Consider the following 7,575-nt stretch of genomic DNA (forward strand, 5'->3'; position numbering starts at 1 on the left):
ATTCATCCAACGACACCCGTCACCTCTTCGAAAGCTATTTCGATAACAACCTTCAGTCCGTCTGGTTCCCAATTTCGTGTCACTTTTCCGCTTAAGTTGCCTTCAATTGTAGAGTTGATCAGCTGCGTGCCAAAACCCTTGCGATCCGATGCCGTTACCGCAGGGCCGCCGGTTTCGACCCATTCCAAGCGTAACCGATCGTTCGTCGCATCCGTGATCCGCGACCATGACACCGAAACATGGCCATCGGGGCTGGTGAATGCCCCGTATTTCGCGGCATTGGTTGCCAGTTCGTGAATGGCCATGCCGATGGATACCGTCGCCTCGGACGTCACATGTATCTCGGGCCCCGACAGGGTGACGCGTTCTGCGCCGTACACATCAATCGTTTCCGGCGCGATGATGTTTGCCAGGCTGGCCGATGACCAGGTTTCAGCAGTCAGCAGGGCATGCGTGTTCGCCAAACCGTTGATCCGCTTGGTCAGTGTGTCGAACACCTGCTTGTCGGTCGTCGCCTCACGCCCCGCACGATTGACCAGCGCATTGACGTTCGACAGCATATTCTTGACCCGGTGTTCCAGCTCTCCCATGATCTGGCGCAGATTGTCCGCTACCTCTACTTGCTCGGTGATTTCGAGCACGTGGACAGAAACGCCAGCGACTTCCCCACCCCTGTAATACGGCACCCAATCGCTTTTCCAGACTCGCGCGACATCGGGTTCATTTTGCGTATGGCCATAGACCGGCTCGGCCAAAATCGGCTCTCCGGTTTCCAGAACCCGCCGGACCAGCGCCTCGGTATGGTCTGCAACGGCAGGAATAATTTCGCGGATTGTTCGACCGATGTGACGGTCAAGAGGGACGCCGTTGATCTCTGCCAGTTTCTGATTGGCCCGCAGATATCTCATGTCCTTGTCGATCAGCGTCATCGCCATCGGGCTTGTGGCATAGATCTGTTCGACCTCCTCCATCTGGTCTTCGGCGACGGCTTTGGCCTCGTCCGCGGCCTGAATGGCGTCGCGCAGTTCGGTCACATCCTGCAGGGTGAACACAGCGCCCCGGCTTTGCCCACCGTCCGGCGAATAGGGCATCACACGCACAGACAGATGAATGTCCCCGTCCTTGCTTTCGAATTCTTCTTCGCGCTCTCTAAGGTCTTCGACGGTCTGCCGGCACAGCTCCAGCAATTTGTCCTGATCAACTTCGGCATTCAAATCGACCAGCGGACGGCCGATGTCATTTGGCCCGAAACGAAAATATTCTTCGGCTTCGGGGGTAAAGCGCAGCAAATTCAGCTCGGAATCAAGGAACACGGTCGGCACGCGCGCGCTTTGCACAAAATTGCTCAGGTCGATATTCGCCTGGTTCAGCTCCCGCAGCTTTTCCTGCAACTCATCATTGATGGTGGTCAGTTCCTCGTTGGCCGACTGAAGCTCTTCGTTCATCGACATCATTTCTTCGTTCGAGCTTTTCAGCTCCTCGTTTGATGTCTCAAGCTCTTCGACGGTGGTGCGGACTTCTTGCTTGGCGTCATCCAGTTCGGATTCCAACTGGCGCATATAGGTGTCCTGATGGCTGGCCAATTCCCCGTCAACGGACGGGCGCGCATCCAGCAATTGCAAATTGTCCCGGATCACATACAACACGCCGCCATCGTCCATCCGCCGCGCTGAGACCACCAGCCGTTGCTTGACCCCGGCGATTTCGCCCTGAAAATCGAATTCGCTGGTATCGCCAGGCGTCGCTTTGATGCGGGCCGCACGTCGGAACGTCGCTTCAAGTGCGGGCGCCACGAAGTTGAACAAATTGGTGCTGATCTTGCCGCTGCGCACCGCAAGGTAGCGCGCAGCACTCTCGGACGAAAAGGTCACATTGCCTTCGGCATCAACCAGCAGATGCGCAGGCGCATATTCATCCAGTATAACGCGTTCTGTGTCGCTTAGCTGTGACGGGTTCCGGGCCGTGTCCGGCGTGCTGGCGGGCCGGTTCAAGACCGCACCCGACAGACTGCCCAGGTTCAGCGGACGCGCCTGCCCGGCCATTCTGCGAAAAATGCGCGCACGGGCAGCGGTTTCGTGGAAATACTGGGAAATAGACTTGGGATTTTCACTGGGCCCCAGGAACAGATACCCCTTTTCGCGCAACGCATAGTGAAACACACGGCTGGTCACGTCTTGCAGGGAATCCTTGAGATAGATCAGCACATTGCGGCACGACACCAGATCAACCTTGGAAAACGGCGGGTCCTTGATGAAGCTGTGGCGCGAAAACCGGACCATTTCGCGCAATTGCGGACCCACTTCATAGCCATCCGCAATGGGCCTGAAATACCGCTCAAGCAGATCCACGGGCACACTGTCGACAATCGTGTCAGGATACCGCCCTGCGCGGGCGGTGCGCAGCGCCTGTTCGTCGATATCCGTGCCAAAGATCACGACCTTGCACTGCTTATTCAGGCGGTTGATTTCCTCGTCCACCAGCATCCCAATGGAATAGGCTTCCTCACCCGTCGAACATCCCGCCACCCAGATCCGCAACTCTCCGTGTTCGGGGGTGTCTTCTACCAGATCGGGGATGACTTCCTTTTTCATGACCTCGAAATGTTCAGGATCACGGAAAAAGCTGGTGACGTTGATCAGCAGATCGCGAAACAGCATGTCTGCTTCTTTTTTGTTCTCTACGATGAATTTGAGGTAATCATTGGCCTCAATCATGTTCAGAACAGACATTCGCACCGCCACGCGCCGCAACATCGTGGCATCCTTGTAGTCGGCGAAATCATGGCCCGTGCGGAACCGCACGTGCCGCAGGATGCGACCGAGAAATTCCTCATCCGATCCGAAACCGCCCTCACCGTCGCCGCGCAGATTGAAGTAATCGCGCACAACATCAATGATCTCTTCGGCATTGCTGACAACATCGGCACCGCTGAGATCCAGCACCGATTGCGGCATCCCGTCATACTTGGCCTGCTTGGGTTCCTGCACCAGAACCAGCCCGCCTGCCCCCTTGATCTCGCGCGCGCCGTTGGCGCCATCGCTCCCGGTGCCCGACAACACCACCGCCACTGCATGTTCGCCGTGCTCTTTTGCAAGGCTCTTGAAGAACCGGTCGATCGGGCGGCGCAGTCCACGCGGAGAGTCAAATTCCGCCAGTTTCAGGGTCAGACCATCCATTTCCATCTCGTACCCGGGCGGCATCAGATAGATATGCCCCGGTTCGATCGTCATGCCGTTCTTGACACTGTGCACCGGCGACTTGGTCCGCGCCGCGACAAGTTCGGGCATCAGGCTCTCGTGATCGGGGTCCAGATGCTGGATCAGGACAAGGGCCAAATTGTGTTCATCGGGCAAACCCGCTAAAAGCTGACGGAAGGCTTCAAGACCCCCCGCCGACGCGCCGATCCCGACCACAAGCTGAGACGAAGTACTTTGCATTTGGGGCATACGAAAAAACAGATATCCAAGGGGAATTTCTGTGGAAATTAGAGTAGCAGGTCTTTGATGGCAAACAGCAAACTCGACTTTAGCTCACTTGACGCCACGTTGGATCGCGTGCCGCACGCGCTCACCGTCTCGGACGTGTCTGAACCCGATCATCCGCTGGTCTATATGAACGCCGCCTTTCGTGCGCTGACGGGCTATTCGGATAGCCATTTGGGCGAAAACTGCCGGTTTCTGCAGGGTGATCTGGAAAACGACGAAGCCCGCGCTGAAATCAGACTGGCGCTTGAGGAAAAACGGCGCACGCAGGTCATTTTGAACAACCGCCGCAAGGACGGCACGCAGTTTTTCAACCTTCTGCTGCTTGAACCCATCAAAAACCCGGAAGGGTCGCGGCAGCTTGTCCTGGGCGGGCAGTTCGAACTGACGCCCGACGAAAAACAAGAGATCACTGACAACGGCACCACCGTTTTTCCGCCCAGCATGTCCGGCGCCGTCGCGCGCGCGCTCGAGCTGCGCATTGAACGGCGGCGCATTGCGGCCACATCCGCGGTGCAGTTGCTGCAATCGTGGCAAACCCTGCAAATCATCTCGGACAGACGCGCCGGCAACCCTAAGACGTGACCGCAGCGCGCAGGCGCGCCATGGCATCCGCCAACGGCAGGGCCCGCACGCCCCCCTCTCCCGGCACCTCGCGATCGCCTGCATAGACCAGCAACCGCGCCGCCACGCCCAGATCATTCGCTGCAATATGGAACCCGCGCGTCACCTTGGGACGTGTCGTGCGCTTGATCTCGATCGCCCAAAGCTGCTGGTCGGGCAAGCGCAGGATCAGATCAATCTCGGCCCCCGCGGCAGAGCGATAGAAACTGGCCTGCGTTCCGCGCGGGGCAGCCGCAATCAGGTTCTCGATGCAAAACCCTTCCCAGGATCCGCCCACCACCGGATGACCCAGCAGCGCCTCGACCGTCCCAAGCCCCAACAGCGCGTGGGTCAGCCCGGCATCGCGAATGAAAACCTTGGGCGATTTGACCAGACGCTTGCCCGCATTCGCATGCCAGGGCGGCAAACGGCGCACCAGCATCAGATCAACCAACAGATCAAGATACCGCGCCACGCTTTGCCCCGAGACCCCCAGCCCCGCCGCAATCCGCGCCGCATTCAGCACGCCGCCCTGCTCGTGCGCCAGCATGGTCCAGAACCGCCGCAGCGTCTCTGCCGGAATGCGCAGGCCAAACGACGGGATGTCGCGTTCCAGATAGGTCCGTATGAAATCCTCGCGCCACCGCAGGCTGTCGCGGTCGGACGGGGCCAGAAAACCATCCGGAAATCCCCCGCGCAGCCACAGCGTCTGCTGCGCCCCCTGCCCCACTTCATCCAGCACAAAGGGCGTCAATTCATGATAGCTTACCCGCCCGGCCAGGGATTCAGCGCTCTGACGCAACAATGCGTCCGACGCGGACCCCAACAGCAGAAATTGCCCGGTGCGGTGCCCTGCCCGGCGCCGTCTGTCGATCTGTCCACGCAGCGCACTGAACAATCCGGGCATCAACTGCACTTCGTCGATCACCACCAGCCGGCCCACCTGTTCATCCAGGTAAAGATCGGCCTCTGCCAGCACGTGCCTGTCTCCGGGCCGCTCCATGTCCAGATAGACCGCGTCGCGCGCGTCTGCGATGTCTTGCGCCAGCGTCGTTTTGCCGACCTGCCGAGGGCCCAACAGGACAACGCCCGCCTGCGTATCCAGCGCGCGTTCCAGATCTGCATGGTCATTCCGACGTATCATACCTTGCATTTATGCCATCAGATAGAAGATTTGCAAGTTTTTGATGGTCAGTCTCACCAATTAGCAAGGGCTATTCCCCACAATACCGCCGCACACCGTCGGCCGCGATACAGCATCCGACGCATGCGCCCGCTGGCCGGGTATGTCCGCCGTCTATCCTCCAAAACCAATCGACGCACCCGGTCCGCCTGCGAAAATCCTTAAACCTGTGATAATCGGGCCAAAGCCACCGCAGATCACTGTCAAAAGCGCGCGTTGGTATAACAAATGTTAAACCACCCAGGCTGGACCGGCTGCATCTTTTCAAGCCGTCGCTATGTCCAAAGGTATCCGCACGGGAATCCTGATCATCGTAAAGACTAGTTTGCCAGCATCCCGCCACCCTCAACCCCCAATTGCGCGCGCAACAATACCGCCGTCAGGGTCGCATTCCACCCGACCTTGTGAACAATCCAATCCGGGCACGCGCCGTTGGGCGGGGGATATAGCACATAACCTCTGCAGAACGCGCTGCGTGGCAAAAAAGGCTTTGAAACCGTAGGGCTATACAGCACAGTACCGCCAAAGCATAGTTTGACGATGGAGATTTGAGTGGACCTTTTTGAATACGACGCCCCTCCCCGCACAGTAGAAGAGACCGGGCTTACCACCAGCTTTCTGATCGGTCTGGCCACCAAGGTCTTTTACGAAGGCGGCACATTGACACCCGCAGAAGTCGGTGAGGTCGTCAAATTGCCCCGCATCGTCTGCCGTCAGCTGATCAACGAAATGGTATCGCTGAACTTGTTGGAATCCCAGGGCCTCGAATCCGAAGATATCAAATCCGACATTCGCTATTCACTGACCGATGCGGGCCACAAATGGGCGCTTGAGGCGATGATGGCCTCGCAATATGTGGGCCCTGCCCCGGTCACCTTCGAACGCTTCTGCAAGCAAATCGAACGCCAGTCTATCAACCACGAGGAAATCCACCGCTCCGAACTGGAAGACGCTCTGAGCCATCTTGTTATTCCCAGGCACATGATGTCACAGCTTGGCCCAGCCGCGAATTCCGGCCGATCCATCCTGCTGTACGGTGAGCCCGGCAACGGCAAGACCTCCATTGCAGAGGCGCTTGGCAAGTCCTTCAAAGACGTCATCTTCATGCCGCATGCGACCATCGTCGGGAACCAGATCATTCGCTTCTTTGACGAAACCCTGCACGAGGTGGCTGAATTGCCCGAAGGCGCGACCAAGCTGGATACCCGCTGGGTCCCCTGCCACAGGCCCGTGGTGATCTCGGGCGGCGAACTGACGCTCGACATGCTGGATCTGCGGTTTGAGGCAACCTCGCGTTTCTACGAAGCGCCCATGCACCTCAAGGCGCTCGGTGGCGTGTTCGTCCTCGATGACTTTGGCCGGCAGGTTTCCACGCCGCAGGAATTCCTCAACCGCTGGATTGTGCCTTTGGAAAAAGGCTTCGACATCATGTCGCTTCACACGGGGAAAAAATTTACCATCCCCTTCGATCAGCTTGTCGTTTTCTCCTCCAACATGATCCCCGAAGAACTGGGCGACGGCGCCGCGTTGCGTCGGATCTATTTCAAAATTATGGTGCCCTCCCCGACCCGCGAAGAATACGTTCAGATCTTTTCCGATGCCTGCAACGAGCGCGGCATCGAATTCAAGCCAGACGTGGTCAATACCTTCTTTGATCAGCAATACGAAGCCAAAGACATCGTCACCTCCGGTGCTCATCCTGGCTTTCTGCTTCAGCATGTCAAAGCTATCTGCCGGTACCTCGACCGCGATGCGGAACTGACCGTGGATTTGCTGGAAATCGCCTGGAAAAACGTTGCCAAATCCAAGCGGCGGGATGCGATCGGATAAAGTTGACAGCTGTCAACCACGCAGCGCACGGTGAAAAGTTGACAGCTGTCAACTTTACCATCACGCCACAACCTTTTGCCCATTCAACAAAGCCATCACCATCGGACCGGGCGAAAACGCCCCCTCCTCTGCCTTCTGGCTCAAGGCCCTTAGATATCCGCCGTGGCTCTGGATCGCGGTGAACCGTTGCAGGGGCTCTGTTGCGTTAGCATGCAATTCACTGGTTAGGCCAAGTCTGCCGCCTGTCATGCTGCCAGCTTGAACAAGTTTGCAACAAAAGCAATCTCGTCCAAAACGCCCGGCTCATTGTTGGCAAAGTGGCCTTTCTTGATGGCACGGTGTGTCTCGATGGGACTGTTGCATTAATCGGTTGGCTTGGCCACTTTCGCGCTTTTGAGGTTGGACATGCCGCGTAAATCCCCGTTCAAGCATCATCGCTTTCCGCGTGAGATCATCTTGTGTGCTGTGCGTTGGTAC

Annotated in this window: 5 protein-coding genes and 1 pseudogene; 3 read left to right on the forward strand and 3 right to left on the reverse strand. The window is 57.8% G+C overall.

All coding sequences use genetic code 11. The features are described from left to right. Positions 1-2: 2 nt before the first annotated feature. Positions 3-3,446 carry a chemotaxis protein CheB gene (locus tag H9Q16_RS20065; protein WP_216859530.1) on the reverse strand — a complete coding sequence of 1,148 codons (3,444 nt, stop codon included), beginning with the start codon at positions 3,444-3,446 and terminating at the stop codon, positions 3-5. A 57-nt stretch (positions 3,447-3,503) separates the two neighbouring features. Between H9Q16_RS20065 and H9Q16_RS20070 the strand changes: the two genes are divergently transcribed. Then, positions 3,504-4,067, forward strand: coding sequence for a PAS domain-containing protein (locus H9Q16_RS20070; RefSeq protein ID WP_191077266.1), 564 nt, complete (start codon positions 3,504-3,506; stop codon positions 4,065-4,067). On the opposite strand, the gene H9Q16_RS20075 is transcribed toward H9Q16_RS20070, so the two are convergent. Then, the gene (locus H9Q16_RS20075; RefSeq protein ID WP_246455896.1) at positions 4,057-5,229 is read right to left on the reverse strand and encodes an ATP-binding protein; all 1,173 of its coding nucleotides are present in this window, start codon (positions 5,227-5,229) and stop codon (positions 4,057-4,059) included. The genes H9Q16_RS20070 and H9Q16_RS20075 overlap by 11 nt on opposite strands. A gap of 591 nt (positions 5,230-5,820) precedes the next feature. On the opposite strand from H9Q16_RS20075, the gene H9Q16_RS20080 reads away from it, so the two are divergent. After that, positions 5,821-7,098 (forward strand): AAA family ATPase, encoded by a 1,278-nt coding sequence (locus H9Q16_RS20080; RefSeq protein ID WP_191077268.1) that lies wholly within the window; start codon positions 5,821-5,823, stop codon positions 7,096-7,098. Between the two features lie 60 nt (positions 7,099-7,158). Here the strand turns inward: H9Q16_RS20080 and repC are convergent, their stop codons facing one another. Next, a complete protein-coding gene (repC, locus tag H9Q16_RS20085; protein ID WP_191077269.1) occupies positions 7,159-7,347 on the reverse strand; it encodes a replication initiation protein RepC in 189 nt (62 codons plus the stop codon). A gap of 156 nt (positions 7,348-7,503) precedes the next feature. Between repC and H9Q16_RS20945 the strand changes: the two are divergent. Further along, a pseudogene (locus H9Q16_RS20945) lies at positions 7,504-7,575 on the forward strand (IS6 family transposase); the annotation flags it as partial.

It is taken from the genome of Sulfitobacter aestuariivivens (assembly GCF_014763045.1).
Classification (GTDB): Bacteria; Pseudomonadota; Alphaproteobacteria; order Rhodobacterales; family Rhodobacteraceae; genus Sulfitobacter; species Sulfitobacter aestuariivivens.